Genomic DNA, 994 nt, shown 5'->3' on the forward strand with positions numbered 1-994 from the left:
CCCCGGTGGACGGCTATACCGGCAAGGTCCCGTCTGCGACCTATATTATTACCGACGGTCAGGCTACGTCCTCGGCGACGCTGAGCTTCAGCACGATCAATACCCCGCCGGTGGCGAACAATGACACGGCGGTGGCGAAAGAAAATACGCCGGTGAACGGTAATGTGCTGACCAATGACACGGATAAGGACGGCGACACCCTGACGGTGACGCAGTTTACTGTGGATGGTCAGACGGTGAAAGCCGGTGAAACCGCGACCCTCAGCGGCGTGGGCACCCTGACTATCGGCAGTGACGGTAAATACACCTTTACCCCGGTGGACGGCTATACCGGCAAGGTCCCGTCTGCGACCTACACGGTCACGGACGGGCAGGCCACGTCCACCGCGACGCTGAGCTTCAGTACGATCAACACCCCGCCGGTGGCGAACAATGACACGGCGGTGGCGAAAGAAAATACGCCGGTGAACGGTAATGTGCTGACCAATGACACGGATAAGGACGGCGACACGCTGACGGTGACGCAGTTTACTGTGGATGGTCAGACGGTGAACGCCGGTGAAACCGCGACCCTCAGCGGCGTGGGTACCCTGACCATCGGCAGTGACGGTAAATACACCTTTACCCCGGTGGACGGCTATACCGGCAAGGTCCCGTCTGCGACCTACACGGTCACTGACGGGCAGGCCACGTCCACCGCGACGCTGAGCTTCAGTACGATCAACACCCCGCCGGTGGCGAACAATGACACGGCGGTGGCGAAAGAAAATACGCCGGTGAACGGTAATGTGCTGACCAATGACACGGATAAAGACGGCGACACGTTGACGGTGACGCAGTTTACTGTGGACGGTCAGACGGTGAACGCCGGTGAAACCGCGACCCTCAGCGGCGTGGGTACCCTGACCATCGGCAGTGACGGTAAATACACCTTCACGCCGGTGAACGGTTATACCGGCAAGGTCCCGTCTGCGACCTACACGGTAACGGACGG

Annotated in this window: 1 protein-coding gene; it reads left to right on the forward strand. The window is 60.2% G+C overall.

All coding sequences use genetic code 11. The annotated features are described in order from the left end of the window. On the forward strand, positions 1-994 hold a 994-nt coding region (locus tag CG67_RS13825; RefSeq protein ID WP_038024847.1), incomplete at both ends, for an Ig-like domain-containing protein.

It is taken from the genome of Tatumella sp. UCD-D_suzukii (assembly GCF_000611875.2).
In the GTDB taxonomy this organism is placed as follows: domain Bacteria; phylum Pseudomonadota; class Gammaproteobacteria; order Enterobacterales; family Enterobacteriaceae; genus Tatumella; species Tatumella ptyseos.